Genomic DNA, 15,553 nt, shown 5'->3' on the forward strand with positions numbered 1-15,553 from the left:
TCAGGGGGCGAGCAGGCGGGCCAGGGCCCGCGGGAGGTCGTCGCGGTTCTGCGGCGTCACGGTGATCAGCTCGGCCTCGATCTGCGCCTTCAGCGTCGGGTGGGTGCGCTGGTGGACGGTGGCCACGATCGGGAGGCCGGCCTCGAAGAGCGCCACGCAGCGCGGCAGGAAGGCCGGCGACAGCAGCTCCATCGGGCCGATCTCGTCGATGAGCGTCACCGCGCCCTTCGTGGTCAGCGCCCGCTGCATGGCCGGCAGCGCGACGCGCTCGAACGCGGGCACGTTGACGCCGTATTTGCCGACCCGCGGCCCTGACACCCACGAGAGGTGGGCCATCACGGCCTTGCGGCCCCCGAACTCCTCCACCGTGAACCCCGCCCGCCGCCCGTGCTCGAGCACCTCGTCACTGAGGAAGCCGCAGACGGGCACCCCCGCCGCCCGCAGGAGGTCGGCGAGGCGGCGGACGACGGTGGTCTTGCCCGTGCGGGGCGGGGCGGTGAGCAGGATGCGCGGCCTGGACACGGCTCCAGGATGGCAGACCCGTCACTCCCCGAGAACGGTCAGGTAGTGCGGGTTGCGCATGATTCCCAGGATGTTGCCGAACGGATCCACCACCGACGCGGTGACGAATCCCTCCCCGTCGCCCTGGTGGGTGATCGGCTGGTATTCCTTGGCGCCCATGGAGAGCAGCCGCTCCAGGGTGGCCTCCAGGTCGTCCACGTGCCAGTGCATGACCGCGCCCGCGGGCCGGTCGGTCGCGCCGGGCGGGGCGTAGCGGGCGTCGATCAGGCCGAACTCGTGCTGGTAGTCGCCGAGGCGGAACTCGATGTAGCCGGGCTTCTGGTAGTACGGCTCGATGCCGAGGAACTCGGTGTACCAGGCCTTGGCGGCCTCCAGGTCGGCGGCCCAGAACGTCAGTGTGGCGAATCCTCGCAGCATGTCGGTGACCTCTCGTCTCGTTCCCGTTGAGCTACATGGACAGTTTGCGGGATGAAAGTGCTCATCAAATGAGCACTTTTTCCGGGAGAATCGGAAACATGAGAGCCGATCGACTGGTGGCCGCGCTGCTGCTGATGCAGGCGCGCGGCCGGGTGACCGCGGCGGAACTGGCCGAGGAGCTGGAGGTGTCGGTGGCCACCGCGCGCCGCGACCTCGAAGCGCTGTCCGCCGCGGGCATCCCCGTGTACCCGCAGGCGGGCCGGGGCGGCGGGTGGTCGCTGCTGGGCGGCGCGCGCACCGATCTGACCGGGCTCACCGCGCACGAGGCCCAGGCGCTGTTCCTGCTGGCCGGCCCGGCCGCGCCGGCCACTCCCGAGGTCAGGTCCGCGCTGCGCAAGCTGATGCGGGCGCTGCCCCAGACGTTCAGGGAGGAGGCTGAGGCTGCGGCCGGCGCGGTGGTGGTCGACCCCGCCCGCTGGGGCGAGCCGGGGAAGGAGCGGCCCGAGCTGGTGCGGGTCCTGCAGGGCGCCACCGTACGGCGGCGCCGGGTCCGGCTCGTGTACGAGGGCCGCCGCGACCGGGAACGCACCGAGCGGGTCGTCGATCCGTGGGGGCTGGTGGACAAGGACGACGTCTGGTACCTGCTGGCGGGGACCGAGCGCGGCCAGCGGACGTTCCGGGTGGACCGGATCGCCGAGGCCGTGGTGACGGAGGAGGGGTTCGAGCGGCCCGGCGACTTCGAGCTGGCCCGGGCCTGGGAGGGGGTCGTGGCGGAGATGGAGCGGCGGCGCTCGACGGTCTCCGCGACCGTGCTCATCGCCGACCGGCTCCTGCCCATCCTGCGCGACCACTTCGGGCGCCACTGCCGGACCCTGGGAACCGAGGCGGACGGGCGGGTCCGGGTGCGGGTGGCGGCCCCGATGGCGTTGACCATCGCCGAGCAGCTCGCCGGGTGGGGCGCGCGGGTGGAGGTGGTGGAGCCGGAGCAGGTCAGGGCCGAGCTGGCCAGGATCGGCGCCGAGCTGGTCGAGCGATACCGGCCCTGACAGCCGTCAGTCCTCGGCGGGGAGGGTGCCGGACAGGGCGGCGTGCTCCCAGCGGATGTGCTCCCACGCCTGCTCCACGTGCCGCCGCTCCGTCATCGCGGCCCCGACGACCATCCGCAGCACCACCCGGTCGCCGATCCTGGTGTGCGTCACGTACATCGACCCGCTCGCGTTGAGCAGCTCCATCAGCCGCAGCGTGGCCCGGTCCGCCTCGGCCGCCGCCAGGCCCGGCCACCGCGGGCGGAAGCACACGAGCCCGAGCGGATGCGGCTCGTGCAGCTCGAAGCCGGGGTCCGCGGAGATCCACGAGGCCAGGTCCTGCGCCAGCGCGACGCCCTTGCGGATGTGCGCGCGCAGCCCCTCGGCCCCGTACCAGCGGATCACCGACCACAGCTTCAGCGCCCTGAACCGGCGGCCCAGCGGCACCTGCCAGTCCCGGTAGTCGATGACGGAGCCGGTCGTGGTGGCGGTGTTGCGCAGGTATTCGGGCAGGGTCGACAGGGCGGCGAGCAGCGGGGCGCGGTCGGCGGTCCACAGGACGGTGCAGTCGAAGTTCGTCAGGAGCCACTTGTGCGGGTTGGTGACGTAGGAGTCGGCGTACTCGCCGACGCCGTCGTTGAGCCGCCGGAACTCCGGGCAGATCGCCGCGACCCCGGCGTAGGCGGCGTCCACGTGCAGCCAGACGCCGCGCTCCGCGCACACCTCGCCGATCGCGGGGACCGGGTCGATGGCGGTGGTGGAGGTGGTGCCGACGGTGGCGCACACCATGGCGGGGACGGCGCCGGCCGCCCGGTCCCGGTCCAGGAGGGTGCGCAGGTGGCTCGGGTCCATGGCGAGCGTACGGGGATCGACGTCCACGACGCGTACGCCCTGCGCGCCCAGGCCCGCGATGCGTGCCGCCCGCTCCAGGGACGAGTGCGTCTGGGACGACACGTACATCGTGTACCGGCGGGTGATCCCGTCCGAGGTGACCTGGCCGTCGCCGGCCCGGTGCAGCGCGGCCAGCAGCGCGACCAGGCACGCGCTCGACGCCGAGTCCTGGATGACGCCGCCGCCCGCCCCGTCGGTGCGGAAGTGGTCCGGCAGGCCGAGCAGGCCCGCCAGCCAGTCGACCACCACCGTCTCCAGCTCCGTGCAGGCCGGGCTGGTGACCCAGAGCATGCCCTGCACCCCCAGCCCGCTGGACAGCAGGTCGCCCAGGATGGCCGGGCCGCTGGCGTTGGAGGGGAAGTAGGCGAAGAAGCCGGGATGCTGCCAGTGCGTGATGCCGGGCAGCAGGATCCGCCCCAGGTCGGACAGCACGGCCTCGAACGGCTCCCCGTGCTCCGGCGGCCGTGACGGCAGGGCCCGCCGGATCTCACCCGGCTTGACCTGTGACACCACGGGATGGGACTCGATGCCGGCGAGGTAGTCCGCGATCCAGTCGATGACCTGCTTGCCGTGGCGGCGGAACTCCTCAGGGGTCATGTGAGGGCTCATCCGCCCACTCTGTAGGCATTTGCGGTCCCGGGGAAAGGGGACGGGCCGGAGGCTTTCGCCTCCGGCCCGTTCTATCTCAAGCGGTCGGGAGACCGCCGAGCGTCAGTAATGTCTGGGGTAGCGCCTGCTCCCGAACGACTTGCCGACGTGGAAGCCACCGGGCAGGCGGACCGACACGTGCTTGCGTCCGTCGGGGGTGGTCGAGACGTGGAAGCGCCGGTTGCCGAAGCTGTGGCTGACGCCGTGCCGCGACAGGTTGATCCGGAACGGCCCCACTTTGATTGACTTGCGGTAGTGCCAGCCCATGTCCCTCCTCCGCATCGTGCGCTCATGGGGTAGAACGACCGGAATCGGCCGCTGGTTCCCGGCCGGCCGCGCGCGTGAGCGTTTCCGTCAGGGCTTCGAGCGCGTGGGGGTAGGCGCGTTCCGAGGGGCCGGCGTACCCGATGAGCAGGCCCTCCCGCCCGGCGCCGTGCCAGAGCGGGGAGGCGGGGCGCAACGCGATGCCCCGGCGCGCGCACGCGTCGAGCAGCTCCGCCTCCGAGGGGCCGCCGCCGGGCAGCAGCAGGAGGGCGCGCAGGCCCGCCGCCACGCCGGGCAGGTCCGCGCCGGGCAGCGCGGCGGCCAGGCGGGCGCGCAGCAGCTCGCGGCGCCGGCGGTAGCGCAGGCGGGCGGCGCGGATGTGCCGGTCGTAGTCGTGGGTCTCGATCAGCCGGGCCAGCACGAGCTGGCCGAGCACCTCCGTATGGATGTCGGCGTGCAGCTTGGCCTCGGTGACGGGGCCGATCAGCGCGGGCGGCACCGCCATCCAGGCCAGGCGCAGGGCGGGGGCGAGGGACTCCGAGGTGGTGCCGAAGTACACGGCCTGCTCCGGTGCCGTGCCCTGGAACGCGCCGACCGGCTGCCGGTCGTAGCGGAACTCCCCGTCGTAGTCGTCCTCGACGACCAGGCCGCCCCACTCGCGCAGCGCGCGGCGCCGGCTCGGGTGCAGGGGGACGCCCATGGGGTACTGGTGCGCGGGGGTGACGACCGCGGCGGCGACGGCGGGGGTGAGCGTCCCGACCCGCGCGCCGAGCCCGTCCACCGGCAGCGGTACGACCTCGCGCCCGGCGCGGCGGACCACCTCCCGGTAGAAGTCGTGCCCCGGGTCCTCCATGGCGATCGGGCCGTCGCCGATGACGGCGGCGAGCAGGTTGAGCGACTGGACGAAGCCGGTCGTGACGACGATGTGCCCGGGCGTGGTCACCACTCCCCGGGTCCTGGCCAGGTAGCCGGCCAGCGCCCGCCGGAGCTCGATCCGGCCGCGCGGGTCGCAGAGGCCGAGTACGGCGGCGGGTGCGGTCGCGAGCACGTGCCGGGTGGCGCGCAGCCAGGCGCGGGCGGGGAAGGCGGACACGTCGGGCTGCCCCGGGCGCAGATCGTGCACGGGCTCGGGCGGGGCGGCGGGTTCCGGGGCGGCCGGGGCGGGTTCGGGGATCGACACGGCGGCGACCTCCGTCCCCGAGCCCGGGCGGGTGGTCAGGTAACCCTCCGCGACGAGCTGGTCGTACGCCGCGCTCACCGTGCCCCGGGACAGCCGCAGCTGCGCGGCCAGCGAGCGGGACGAGGGCAGCCGGGTGCCGCGCGCCAGCCGCCCGTCCCTGACCGCCGCCCGCAGCGCGTCCTCCAGCGCGCCGCGCCGCCCGCCTCCGGCGGAGAGCTCCAGATGCAGGTCCACCCCGGAACCGGCCCAGTCTTTTCGCACGGAACCGGATCTTACGTGTGGTCCGGTGCCCGGGCCTACCGTAGGTGAGCTGGCACAACCGGAAGGGGACCACCGTCATGATCGTGATCGCTCACCTGAGCGACATCCACATCGGCGCCACACCGCAGAGCGCCGGCCGGGCCGACGCCGTCATGCGTTACCTGGACGCGATGCCCGGCGACGTCGACGCGGTGCTGGTCACCGGCGACATCGCCGACCACGGGCTCGCCGAGGAGTACGAGACGGCCGCCAAGCTGCTCACCTCCCGCCACCCCGTCCTGGTCGGCCCCGGCAACCACGACGTGCGGGCGGAGTTCCGCCGCGTCCTGCTCGGCGACGAGGCCGCGGACGGGCCCGTCAACCAGGTCCTGCGCACCCCCGGCGCCGTCTTCGCCATGTGCGACTCCTCCATCCCGGGCCAGGACCCCGGTGACCTCGACGACGAGACGCTCACCTGGCTCGAAGGCGTGCTGGACGGCACCGACCTGCCGGTCTTCGTGGCCTTCCACCACCCGCCGGTGCCGCTCCACAGCGCGCCGCTGGACGCGATCCGGCTGCGGCGGGCCGAGCGGCTGGAGGCGCTGCTCGCCGGCCGCACCGGCGTGCCCGCGATCCTGGTCGGGCACGCCCACATGGCCGCGGCCACCACGTTCGCCGGCCGGCCGCTGCTGGTGGGCGGGGGCGTCGTGTCCACGCTGAAGCTGCCGTGGGAGGGCGGCGAGAGCTTCGCCGACTCGGTCGACTACGAGCTCCCGCCGGTGATCGCCTTCCACGTGCTGGACGACGCGGGGCGGATGACCACCCACTACCGCGTCGTCCCGTAGGGGGCGGGGGGCTCCGCCCCCTACGGCGTCCTCACCGCTCGGTGAGCTCGATGAACGTCACCGAGTACGCGGGGAAGTCGTAGGCGAAGGCGGAGGAGAAGCCGTTCACCTGCCGCCGCACCGGCGCGATCCGGTCCGGTTCGGCGATCGAGTTCACGTCCGACGGCGCGCCGGTCAGCGAGGTGACCGTGGCCGTCGGCCGGAACCGGGCCGAGCCGAGGTCCACGCTGCCGCGCACGGCCGTGTCCTGCGCGTTGACGACCTTGAGCGTCACCGACTTCCCGTCCCTGGAGACCACCTGGTACAGCGGCTCCACCCGGGCGCTGTCCACGAAGTCGTTGATCCGCTGCCCGTCCAGCCAGGTCGTGATCCGGCGCCCGCTGACCTGGACCTTGAGCCGGTGGTCGCGGCCGGTCTCGACGGTGGTGGCCGAGGTGGCGATCGAGGACTTGCCACCGTTCACGGCCTTCTCGACGGCGGACTGGGTGTTGCCCCAACCGCCGACGTTCCACCAGTAGAAGTTGCCGGTGTCCGCGACTCCGAACATCACCAGGAACCCCTCCGCGCCCGCGGTCTTGCGGGCCGTCACCTCCATCGTGTAGTTCGACCAGCCGGCCGAGCCCGCCGTGGACCTGGCGTCCTCGACCTGCGCCGTCTGGACGTAGGCCCCGTCCTGCACGGCCCAGGTGCCCAGGCCCGGCGTCCACCCGCCGGCCCCGGCCGAGAAGTCGTCCGACAGCAGCACGGTGCCGTCCGCCGCGGTGACCCGTACGTCGTCGTACCGGACCGCGGTGTTCCACGCGCCCAGCCCGACCGCGCCCCTGATGTCCTCGACCGGCCTGGCCTCGCCCTCGAACGTGCTCGGCACCACCCGCTCGCCGACGTTCGTGGAGAACAGGCGCTGGACGTGGTAGCTCGGCGAGCCGTACGCCTGGTCGTTGTCGAACCAGATCAGGTCCGGCGTCCAGTCCACGTAGTCGACGTTGGCCAGCAGCGGCGCGTACGAGGCCAGCTGCACGACGTCGGAGTTGCGTTCGATGCCCGTCATGTACGACGCCTCGGTCAGCGCGTTGTAGAAGGTGTTGCCCCGGGAGGCGTACTCGCCCACGAACACCTTCGGCCCGGTGCGGTCGTAGGTGTCGTAGCGGTGGTTGTTGGCCAGGAACCAGTCCGGGTTGTTGTAGTAGTGCTCGTCGACCAGGTCGGCCTTCTGGTCGCGGGCGAACTGCCACATCCGGTCGAACCAGGCGCCCTGCGACGTCTGACCCGAGTTACTGATGATCTTGATGTCGGGATATTCGGCCCGCACCGCGTTCGCGAACTTCGGGTAGTTCGTGAAGAACTCCTCGTAGATCTCCTCGTTCCCGAGCCCGATGTACTCCAGCCCGAACGGCTTGGGATGCCCCAGCTCGGCCCGCTTCCTGCCCCAGGTCGAGGTGACCGGCCCGTTGGCGAACTCGATCAGGTCCAGCGTGTCCTGCACCCACCGGGCCAGCCTGGCCTCGTCGGTCAGCGGCCGGTTCTCGCCGCAGCCGTTCACGCCCACCGACAGCACCGGCAGCGCCTCGGCCCCGATGTCCTCGGCGAACTGGAAGTACTCGTAGTAGCCGATGCCGTAGGTCTGGTTGTAGCCCCAGAAGTTGAAGTTCGTCGGCCGCTCCTCGACCGGGCCGATCGTCTCCTTCCACTGGTAGATGCGGCGCCGGTCCTGGTTCTCCGAGTACGGGTCGTAGGTGCCCACGTTGGTGACGCAGCCGCCGGGGAAGCGCAGGAACCGCGGCTCCAGGTCGGCGATCATCTTGGCCAGGTCCGCCCGCATGCCGTGGCCCTTGAAGGTGTCGCGGGGGAACAGCGAGACCATGTCCAGATCGGTCCGCCCGGCGGGCGCCTGCACCACGAGCCGGCCCGCGTCAGTGGTGCCCGAGGCGGTGAACGACGCCTTGTACGTGGCCCAGCCCCCGGCCTTGACCTGCAGCGTGGCCCGGCCCAGCACGGTCGTGCCGTCCTCCACGGTGACCGTCAGGGGACCGGCCTGCTGGCGCCTGGCCCACAGGGACAGGTCGTAGCGCTTGCCGGCCTTGAGCGGCAGGCCGCGGTTGAACCCGGCGTTGACCGCGCCCGCCGTGCCGTCGCCGGTCACGTCGAGCCGCAGGTAGTTGCGGTTGCTGGCGTTCAGCGGATCATCGCCGGTGACGGTCAGGGCGGCGGTGGCGCCGCGCTCGGCCTTGGACCACGCGGTCAGGCCGGTGTAGGAGCTCTCGTCGGTCGAGTTGAACTCGAACGAGCGGTTCTGCACCAGCTCGGCGTAGAGGCCGCCGTCGGCGGCGTGGTTGATGTCCTCGTAGAAGACGCCGTACAGGTCGGGGCTGACCTTCGTGCCCTTGGCCTTCGGGTCCACGGTCAGCTTGCCCGAGGTGTAGCCCTCGATCCGGAACTTCGTCGCGTCCGTGCCCATGACCAGCTTCCCGTCGCTGATCGAGACGCTCCGGCCGCCGGACGACACCGTGACCTTGCCCCCACCGGCATCCGTCAGCCGCCAGACCGAGGCCGAGCCGCTCAGCCGCACCTGCGGCCTCGCCTCCAGGTATTCGCCGGTCGCCACGTCCTTGAGCTTGACGCCGTCGCCGCTGGGCTCCGCCGTGACGGCCAGGGCGGTCATGGGCGCCTTCGCCGAGGCGCGCACCCCCGAGCGGTCGGCCGACAGGTACGGCAGCGCCGCCGCCCGCAGCGTGAACGCCCCCTCCGGCACCACCGCCCGCCCCTCGGCCGCCTTGATCGCGATGTAGTCGAAGTCGGCCCGGACGGAGGTGCCGTTCTGCGCCGAGAGCCCGAAGAGCCCGACCTGCCCGACCTTCAGCGCGGCGGTCATCCTCGACGCCTGCACCCAGGCCGTGCCGTCCCAGTAGGACGAGACGAACTCGTCGCCGGTCCTGGCCAGCTTGACGATCTCGGCGGTGGAGCCGGGCCTGGCCGCGAAGGCCGAGGTGAAGGCCGCGCCGACCTCGGTGGCCGTCTCGATCACCGGCCCGCCCGCGAACCCGACGTGGGCCAGCCCGGCCCGTACGTAGTTGTCCCAGTCCTGCCAAGCCAGCAGGCCCGCGCTCTGGTAGTCCAGCGTGACCGGCGCGCTGAGCTTGGTGACGACCTCGAAGTCGCCGTCGGGGACGTCCACGAGGAAGAGGTTCCGGGCGTTGTTCGTGCCCTGGTGGGTGTCGCCGGTCAGGGTGTCCAGGTGTAGCGCGCCGCCTGACAGGCTCCAGCGGGAGCTGTCAGGGGACAACACCGTCCAGTCCTCGCCGAGCGTGGTGCCGTCGAACTGGTCCACGACGGCGCCTTCAGGGATGGGGTCCGCTGCCGCCGCGACCGGAGGAGCCACCACCAGACCCGCTAAGAGCAGGGCGGATAAGGCGATTCGCAACATGAGTGGGGGCTCCTCACTGGTTGTTAGCGTTAACACAGAAGTGAGCGTTAACAACGGCGATTCGCGACAAGTTAAGGACTGCTCGGGAGCGGCGTCAAGGGGCACCGGGATGGACTCGCGGCGAGGCGAGGGTGGCCGTCCCAGCCCGCCGGGCGGAGCCCGGCAAGGTGAGCTTGCGTAACCCGAACGTAATGCGGGGAGCCCTTGACGGAACGGGTTGTTAACGTTCACAGTCGGGGCCAAGCCAGGAAAGGAGCACGGCTGTGGGATCCACCCTGGGGCGTCGCCTGCCGGTCATGGCCGATGTGGCCAAGGAGGCCGGCGTGTCGCATCAGACTGTCTCCCGCGTGCTCAACGATCATCCGAACGTGCGCAGCGAGACCCGGACACGGGTGCTCGAAGCGATCGACAAGCTCGGCTACCGCCGCAACCTCGTCGCCCGCGCACTCGTCACCAAGCACTCCAGAACGCTCGGAGTGGTCAGCTTCGACACCACGCTGTACGGTCCGGCCAGCACCGTCTACGGCATCGAGCAGGCGGCCAGGGCGGCCGGCTACTTCGTCAGCATCGTCAGCCTCAAGTCGATCGACAAGGCCGGCGTGCGCGATGCCCTGGACTATCTGGCCGACCAGGGCGTGGACGGCATCGTCGTGGTCGCGCCGCAGCGCTCGGCCGCCCGGGCCCTGGCCGACCTGCCGCTCGGCGTCCCCACCGTCGCCGTCGAGGGCGGCGAGGCGGGCGACGTGTCCGTGGTGTGCGTCGACCAGGTCGCGGGAGGCAGGCTCGCCACCGAGCACCTGCTGTCGCTGGGCCACGAGACGGTGTGGCACGTCAGCGGCCCCTCCGACTGGCTGGAGGCCGAAGGGCGCGTGGCCGGGTGGCGGGCCGCGCTGGAGCAGGCGGGCCGCGAGGCCCCGCGACCGCTCGCCGGGGACTGGAGCCCGCGCTCGGGGTACGAGGCGGGCCGCAGCCTGGCGAGCATGAGGAACGTCACCGCGGTCTTCGTCACCAACGACCAGATGGCGCTCGGCGTGCTGCGGGCGTTCACCGAGCAGGGGGTGAGAGTGCCCGAGCAGGTGAGCGTCGTCGGTTTCGACGACATCCCCGAGTCGGAGTTCTTCTCGCCGCCGCTCACGACCATCAGGCAGGACTTCGACGCGGTGGGCAGACACAGCATCGAGGTGCTCGTACGGCAGCTCGAAGGCGGACTCCAGGAGCGTGAGCGGCTCGTGGTGCCGCCGACGTTCGTCGCCAGGGTCAGTACGGCCCGGGCCTAGCCGTACCGGAAGGCAGGGCGCGCTGGCACCCGACCAGGGTTGTTAGCGTTCACATCAGAAGGGAACCCCCCACGTGTTAAAGAGGATCTCGGCGTTGGTGCTCGCCGGGCTCACCGCGATGTCGGTGGCGTCCTGCGGCAGCGGTGGCAGTGGTGCCAGCGGTGGTAGCGGTACGGCCAGCGGCAGTGGCAGCGATGCGATCACCATGGGCTTCTCCCAGGTGGGCGCGGAGAGCGGCTGGCGGACGGCCAACACCAAGTCCGTGCAGGACTCGGCGAAGAACGCGGGCATCACGCTCAAGTTCTCCGACGCCCAGCAGAAGCAGGAGAACCAGATCAAGGCCATCCGCTCCTACATCCAGCAGAAGGTGGACATCATCGCCTTCTCGCCGGTGGTGGAGTCGGGCTGGGACACGGTGCTCAAGGAGGCCCAGAACGCGAAGATCCCGGTCATCCTGACCGACCGCGCCGTGGACTCCAAGGACACGACCCTCTACAAGACCTTCCTGGGCTCCGACTTCATCGAGGAGGGCAAGAAGGCCGGGCAGTGGCTGGTGGAGGAGTACAAGGACACCAAGGACACGGTGAACATCGTCGAGCTGCAGGGCACGACGGGCTCGGCGCCGGCCAACGACCGCAAGGCGGGCTTCGCCGAGGTCATCGGGACGGACGCGAAGTTCAAGGTCGTCGCCTCGCAGACGGGTGACTTCACCAGGGCCAAGGGCAAGGAGGTCATGGAGGCCTTCCTGAAGTCCACCCCGGACATCGACGTGCTGTACGCGCACAACGACGACATGGGCCTGGGCGCGATCGAGGCGATCGAGGGCGCGGGCAAGGTGCCCGGCAAGGACATCAAGATCATCACTGTCGACGCGGTCAAGGACGGCATGCAGGCGCTGGCCGACGGGAAGATCAACTTCATCGTCGAGTGCTCGCCGCTGCTCGGCCCGCAGCTGATGGACCTGGCCAAGAAGGTCGTCAAGGGTGAGCAGGTGCCGGCGCGCGTGGTGACCGAGGAGACCACGTTCACCCAGGAGCAGGCCAAGCAGGCCCTGTCCACCCGCCAGTACTGAGCCCGGGCCGTCCTCCGATCCGTCATTCCGGAAGGGACCCCGGCCGTGCGGGACCGGGGTCCCTCGGGCGGGTGGACGGAGGGGTGGCAGGGGCGTATGGACGAGGGAGGCGGTCCGGGGAACAGCCCGGGCCGCCATCGCGATGCGAAAGGGGAATGGCTGATGGCCGTACCCGCGCCGGTCCTGACGATGAGCGGGATCGGCAAACAGTTTCCGGGGGTGAAGGCCCTGGACGGCGTGGACCTGCGGCTGCTCCCCGGTGAGGTGCACGCGCTCATGGGAGAGAACGGCGCGGGCAAGTCCACCCTGATCAAGGTGCTCACCGGCGTCCACCCCGCCGACGCGGGCACCATCGAGCTGGGCGGCGCGCCGGTCGCGTTCGGCAGCCCCCTGGAGGCCCAGCAGGCCGGGATCAGCACGGTCTACCAGGAGGTCAACCTCTGCACGAACCTCTCGGTGGCCGAGAACATCCTGCTCGGCCGCGAGCCGCGCCGCCGGGGGCGCATCGACTGGAAGCGCATGCGGGCCAGGGCCGGTGAGCTGCTGGCGCGGCTGGAGCTGAGCCTGGACGTGTCGGCGCCGCTGTCGTCGTACTCGCTGGCGATCCAGCAGATGGTGGCGATCGCGCGGGCGATCGACGTGGACGCCAGGGTGCTGATCCTCGACGAGCCCACCTCCAGCCTGGACGCGGACGAGGTCGCGCAGCTCTTCAGGGTGATGCGGCGGCTGAAGGAGGAGGGCATCGCCATCCTCTTCGTCTCACACTTTCTCGACCAGATCTACGAAATTTCGGATCGTATGACGATTCTGCGGAACGGGCGGCTCGTCGGTGACTACCTGACGAGGGAGCTCCCGCAGGTCGAGCTGGTCGCGAAGATGATCGGGCAGGAGCTGGCCGCGCTGGAGCGCCTGCACGGTGAGGCCAAGGTCTTCGACCGCCCGCTGGTGGAGGCGCGCGAGCTGGGCCGCACCGGGGCGATCGAGCCGTTCAGCGTCACCATCCACGAGGGCGAGGTCGTGGGCCTGGCGGGGCTGCTCGGCTCCGGCCGTACGGAGATCGCCCGGTTGTTGTTCGGCGCCGACCACGCGAGCACGGGCGAGCTCGCGATCGGCGGGTCGCCGTCGTCGTTACGCACGCCCCGCGCGGCGATGAACCACAAGATCGCGTTCTGCTCGGAGAACCGCAAGGCCGACGGTCTCATCCCGGACCTCACCGTGCGCGAGAACATCATCCTCGCCCTCCAGGCCACCAGGGGCTGGACCAGGCCGGTGCCGCGCGAGCAGCAGGACGAGCTGGTCGACAGGTACGTCAAGGCCCTGAAGATCAGCCCGCCCAACCCCGAGCACCTCGTCCGCAACCTCAGCGGCGGCAACCAGCAGAAGGTCGTGCTGGCCAGGTGGCTGATCCTGGAGCCCCGGCTGCTCATCCTGGACGAGCCCACCCGGGGCATCGACGTGGGCGCGAAGACCGAGATCCAGCGCCTGGTCGCGGAGCTGTCGGACGGCGGGATGGCGGTGCTGTTCATCTCCGCCGAGCTGGAGGAGGTGCTGCGGCTCAGCCACAAGGTCGAGGTGCTGCGCGACCGGCGGCTGGTGGCCGAGCTGCCCAACGACGAGGCGCTCACGACAGACGTGCTGCTGGAGACGATCGCGAGCGGAGGGCGAGCCTCATGAGACGGCTGTTGTGGCCGCTGGTGGTGCTGGCCCTGCTGCTGGCGCTGAACGTGTTCTTCACGCCCAGCTTCTTCTCGATCCAGGTCAGGGACGGCCACCTGTACGGCAGCCTGATCGACATCCTGCGCTTCGGCGCGCCGCTGATCCTGGTCTCGCTGGGCATGACGCTGGTCATCGCCACCGGCGGCATCGACCTGTCGGTGGGCTCGGTGGTGGCGATCTCGGGTGCGCTGGCCTGCCTGCAGATCAGCCAGGACGCGAGCGTGTTCACCGCCGTGGCGCTGGCGCTCGGGCTGTGCCTGGCGCTGGGGGCCTGGAACGGGTTCCTGGTCGCGGGCATCGGGATCCAGCCGATCATCGCCACCCTCATCCTGATGGTGGCCGGGCGCGGCCTGGCCCAGCTCATCACCGACGGCCAGATCATCACCGTCAACAGCCCGGCGTACAAGGTGATCGGCGGCGGTTACTGGCTGACCGTGCCGTTCGGCATCCTCATCGTCATCGCCGTGCTGGCGATCACCGTGTTCCTGACCAGGCGGCTGGCGCTGGGCATGCTGATCGAGTCGGTCGGCGGCAACGCCGAGGCCAGCAGGCTGGCGGGCATCAGGGCGCGCGGGATCATCATCATGGTGTACGCGTTCGCCGGCCTGTGCGCGGGTGTGGCCGGACTGATGATCAGCTCGAACGTCTCCAGCGCCGACGGCAACAACGCCGGCCTGTGGATCGAGCTGGACGCGATCCTGGCCGTGGTGATCGGCGGCACGTCGCTGGCCGGCGGCCGGTTCTCGCTCGGCGGGACCGTGCTGGGCGCGCTCATCATCCAGACCCTGACCACGACGATCTACTCGATCGGGGTGCCGCCGGAGACCACGCTGCTGTTCAAGGCGCTGGTCGTGACGGTCGTCTGCCTCATCCAGTCCCCGTCCTTCCGCGCGAAGGTGTTCCGCCGGAAAGGGCGCACGGCCCCGCCCAGTCCCGCCTCCGAGGAGAAGGTGCGGGTGACCGCATGACCACCATGACGATCGGCAGGACCACCGTCCCTGCCAAGTACCTGCCGGTTCTGGTGACCGGGTGCCTGTTCCTGGCCATGTTCCTGGTGGGCGGGATCCGCTATGAGGGGTTCGCCAGCGGGCAGGTGATCCTGAACGTCTTCATCGACAACGCCTTCCTGCTGGTGGTGGCGGTGGGGATGACGTTCGTGATCCTCACCGGGGGCATCGACCTGTCGGTGGGGTCGGTGGTGGCGCTGTCCACGATGATCTCGGCGAGCCTCATGGAGGGGCCGGGGTGGCCGCCGTACCTGGTGGTGCCGCTGGTGCTGGCCATCGGGTCCGGGCTGGGGCTGGTGATGGGGTACATCGTGCACGCCTTCGACATCCAGCCGTTCATCGTGACGCTGGCGGGGATGTTCCTGGCGCGGGGGCTGTGCTACACGATCGGCACGGACTCGATCCCGATCGACGACCCGACGTTCACGGCGTTCGCGCAGACCCGGATCGACCTGTTCGCCGACCTGTGGATCTCGCCGAGCGTGATCATCGCGGTGCTGGTCGTGGGGGTGGCGGCGTACGTGCTGCACTACACCCGCTTCGGCCGCTCGGTCTACGCGACGGGCGGCAGCGAGCAGTCGGCGCTGCTGATGGGGTTGCCCGTGGGCCGGACGAAGATCACCGTCTACACCGTCAGCGGGTTCTGCTCGGCGCTGGGCGGGGTGCTCCTGTCGTTCTACATGCTCTCGGGCTACGGCCTGCACGCGCTGAGCATGGAGCTGGACGCGATCGCGGCGGTCGTCATCGGCGGCACGCTGTTGACCGGCGGTAGCGGTTTCCTGCTGGGGACCGTGCTCGGCGTGCTCGTGCTCGGACTGATCCAGACGATCATCAGTTTCGAAGGGACGCTCTCCTCGTGGTGGACCAAGATCTTCATCGGAATGTTGCTCTTCGTCTTCATCCTGCTGCAGCGGCTATTCTCGGCTCGGTCACGCCGCTGACCTGCATAGAAGTTACCTGAAAGTTTCCGTCAGGTTATGTCCTACCGTTGACATAAGCTTTGTTAGCGATAACAATCGGCGGAAACG

At 70.6% G+C, this 15,553-nt stretch carries 14 protein-coding genes; 7 read left to right on the forward strand and 7 right to left on the reverse strand.

Translation table 11 applies throughout. The features are described 5' to 3' along the window. Together ACTWPW_RS19585 and ACTWPW_RS19590 are read right to left on the reverse strand one after the other, a co-directional pair. Positions 1–522, reverse strand: a complete 522-nt coding sequence (locus ACTWPW_RS19585; protein ID WP_375115180.1) for a nucleoside-triphosphatase — start codon at positions 520–522, stop codon at positions 1–3. 21 nt (positions 523–543) lie between these two features. Next, the gene (locus tag ACTWPW_RS19590) at positions 544–939 is read right to left on the reverse strand and encodes a VOC family protein (RefSeq protein WP_443169502.1); all 396 of its coding nucleotides are present in this window, start codon (positions 937–939) and stop codon (positions 544–546) included. 98 nt (positions 940–1,037) lie between these two features. Between ACTWPW_RS19590 and ACTWPW_RS19595 the strand changes: the two genes are divergently transcribed. Beyond that, positions 1,038–1,985: a helix-turn-helix transcriptional regulator gene (locus ACTWPW_RS19595; protein ID WP_443169503.1), complete on the forward strand. Its 948-nt coding sequence runs from the start codon at positions 1,038–1,040 to the stop codon at positions 1,983–1,985. Between the two features lie 6 nt (positions 1,986–1,991). Here ACTWPW_RS19595 and ACTWPW_RS19600 read toward each other — a convergent pair whose 3' ends face one another. From ACTWPW_RS19600 to pdxR, 3 genes are all read right to left on the reverse strand, one after another. Next, positions 1,992–3,464, reverse strand: a complete 1,473-nt coding sequence (locus ACTWPW_RS19600; protein ID WP_443169504.1) for a pyridoxal-dependent decarboxylase — start codon at positions 3,462–3,464, stop codon at positions 1,992–1,994. 102 nt (positions 3,465–3,566) lie between these two features. Continuing rightward, complete coding sequence (locus ACTWPW_RS19605) at positions 3,567–3,770, reverse strand: DUF4236 domain-containing protein (RefSeq protein WP_364113281.1); 204 nt, start codon at positions 3,768–3,770, stop codon at positions 3,567–3,569. A gap of 22 nt (positions 3,771–3,792) precedes the next feature. After that, positions 3,793–5,208, reverse strand: a complete 1,416-nt coding sequence (gene pdxR / locus ACTWPW_RS19610) for a MocR-like pyridoxine biosynthesis transcription factor PdxR (RefSeq protein ID WP_375115184.1) — start codon at positions 5,206–5,208, stop codon at positions 3,793–3,795. Positions 5,209–5,285: 77 nt separating this feature from the next. Between pdxR and ACTWPW_RS19615 the strand changes: the two genes are divergently transcribed. Continuing rightward, on the forward strand, positions 5,286–6,032 hold the full coding sequence (locus ACTWPW_RS19615) for a metallophosphoesterase (protein WP_443169505.1): 747 nt from the start codon (positions 5,286–5,288) through the stop codon (positions 6,030–6,032). Between the two features lie 31 nt (positions 6,033–6,063). Here ACTWPW_RS19615 and ACTWPW_RS19620 read toward each other — a convergent pair whose 3' ends face one another. Beyond that, a complete protein-coding gene (locus ACTWPW_RS19620; protein ID WP_443169506.1) occupies positions 6,064–9,453 on the reverse strand; it encodes an alpha-L-arabinofuranosidase C-terminal domain-containing protein in 3,390 nt (1,129 codons plus the stop codon). 296 nt (positions 9,454–9,749) lie between these two features. On the opposite strand from ACTWPW_RS19620, the gene ACTWPW_RS19625 reads away from it, so the two are divergent. After that, entirely contained in the window at positions 9,750–10,730 is a 981-nt protein-coding gene (locus ACTWPW_RS19625; RefSeq protein WP_443169544.1) for a LacI family DNA-binding transcriptional regulator, read from the forward strand. A gap of 54 nt (positions 10,731–10,784) precedes the next feature. On the opposite strand, the gene ACTWPW_RS19630 is transcribed toward ACTWPW_RS19625, so the two are convergent. After that, positions 10,785–10,937, reverse strand: coding sequence for a hypothetical protein (locus ACTWPW_RS19630; RefSeq protein ID WP_443169507.1), 153 nt, complete (start codon positions 10,935–10,937; stop codon positions 10,785–10,787). Between ACTWPW_RS19630 and ACTWPW_RS19635 the strand changes: the two genes are divergently transcribed. The 4 genes from ACTWPW_RS19635 (at position 10,936) to yjfF (ending at position 15,466) form a co-directional block, all read left to right on the forward strand. Beyond that, positions 10,936–11,802 carry an ABC transporter substrate-binding protein gene (locus ACTWPW_RS19635; protein ID WP_443169508.1) on the forward strand — a complete coding sequence of 289 codons (867 nt, stop codon included), beginning with the start codon at positions 10,936–10,938 and terminating at the stop codon, positions 11,800–11,802. The two genes, ACTWPW_RS19630 and ACTWPW_RS19635, sit on opposite strands and share 2 nt — an antisense overlap. A gap of 162 nt (positions 11,803–11,964) precedes the next feature. Then, complete coding sequence (locus ACTWPW_RS19640) at positions 11,965–13,476, forward strand: sugar ABC transporter ATP-binding protein (RefSeq protein WP_375115188.1); 1,512 nt, start codon at positions 11,965–11,967, stop codon at positions 13,474–13,476. After that, positions 13,473–14,486, forward strand: coding sequence for an ABC transporter permease (locus tag ACTWPW_RS19645; RefSeq protein WP_443169509.1), 1,014 nt, complete (start codon positions 13,473–13,475; stop codon positions 14,484–14,486). The genes ACTWPW_RS19640 and ACTWPW_RS19645 overlap by 4 nt, the downstream gene beginning before the upstream one ends. Then, positions 14,483–15,466, forward strand: a complete 984-nt coding sequence (gene yjfF / locus ACTWPW_RS19650) for a galactofuranose ABC transporter, permease protein YjfF (RefSeq protein WP_375115190.1) — start codon at positions 14,483–14,485, stop codon at positions 15,464–15,466. The genes ACTWPW_RS19645 and yjfF overlap by 4 nt, the downstream gene beginning before the upstream one ends. The last annotated feature ends 87 nt before the right edge of the window (positions 15,467–15,553 follow it).

This window comes from Nonomuraea sp. KM90 (assembly GCF_052246675.1).
Lineage (GTDB): Bacteria > Actinomycetota > Actinomycetes > Streptosporangiales > Streptosporangiaceae > Nonomuraea.

Coding starts and splice junctions, on each gene's coding strand:
- ACTWPW_RS19590 (WP_443169502.1), bottom strand. CDS start 939: ATGCTGCGAGGATTCGCCACACTGACGTTCTGGGCCGCCGACCTGGAG.
- ACTWPW_RS19595 (WP_443169503.1), top strand. CDS start 1,038: ATGAGAGCCGATCGACTGGTGGCCGCGCTGCTGCTGATGCAGGCGCGC.
- ACTWPW_RS19600 (WP_443169504.1), bottom strand. CDS start 3,464: ATGAGCCCTCACATGACCCCTGAGGAGTTCCGCCGCCACGGCAAGCAG.
- ACTWPW_RS19605 (WP_364113281.1), bottom strand. CDS start 3,770: ATGGGCTGGCACTACCGCAAGTCAATCAAAGTGGGGCCGTTCCGGATC.
- ACTWPW_RS19615 (WP_443169505.1), top strand. CDS start 5,286: ATGATCGTGATCGCTCACCTGAGCGACATCCACATCGGCGCCACACCG.
- ACTWPW_RS19620 (WP_443169506.1), bottom strand. CDS start 9,453: ATGTTGCGAATCGCCTTATCCGCCCTGCTCTTAGCGGGTCTGGTGGTG.
- ACTWPW_RS19625 (WP_443169544.1), top strand. CDS start 9,750: ATGGCCGATGTGGCCAAGGAGGCCGGCGTGTCGCATCAGACTGTCTCC.
- ACTWPW_RS19635 (WP_443169508.1), top strand. CDS start 10,936: ATGGGCTTCTCCCAGGTGGGCGCGGAGAGCGGCTGGCGGACGGCCAAC.
- ACTWPW_RS19630 (WP_443169507.1), bottom strand. CDS start 10,937: ATGGTGATCGCATCGCTGCCACTGCCGCTGGCCGTACCGCTACCACCG.
- ACTWPW_RS19640 (WP_375115188.1), top strand. CDS start 11,965: ATGGCCGTACCCGCGCCGGTCCTGACGATGAGCGGGATCGGCAAACAG.
- ACTWPW_RS19645 (WP_443169509.1), top strand. CDS start 13,473: ATGAGACGGCTGTTGTGGCCGCTGGTGGTGCTGGCCCTGCTGCTGGCG.
- yjfF (WP_375115190.1), top strand. CDS start 14,483: ATGACCACCATGACGATCGGCAGGACCACCGTCCCTGCCAAGTACCTG.